Consider the following 318-nt stretch of genomic DNA (forward strand, 5'->3'; position numbering starts at 1 on the left):
GGGCACCTTCGCGGCGATCGGCTCCCCCGGGGTCAAGTTCACGCAGGCGCGCGCCGCCCTCGCGGGGGTCCTCGCGGTCGACATGACGCGGGCGGGGCTGGGCGGCCAACTCGATCCTCTCGAACATCCGGACGGCGGCCTGCTGATCGCCTACGGCGGCGCGGATGCCGACGCCGTGCTGCGCGGAATCGGCGACGACTGGCGCCTGCACGGCATCGCGCTGCGCCGCTGGCCGGCGGCGAGCTCGCTGCAGTCGGTCATCGAGGCGGTGCTCGCGCTCCGCCGCTCCGGCTCACCCGAACGGATCGTCGTCGAGCT

1 protein-coding gene is annotated in these 318 nt (G+C 74.8%); it reads left to right on the plus strand.

Translation table 11 applies throughout. From position 1 onward, the window contains the following. A partial coding sequence (locus FJ658_RS03560; RefSeq protein WP_141144018.1) for an MmgE/PrpD family protein occupies positions 1-318 on the plus strand: 318 nt, incomplete at both ends.

This window comes from Schumannella sp. 10F1B-5-1 (assembly GCF_006517535.1).
In the GTDB taxonomy this organism is placed as follows: Bacteria; Actinomycetota; Actinomycetes; order Actinomycetales; family Microbacteriaceae; genus Schumannella.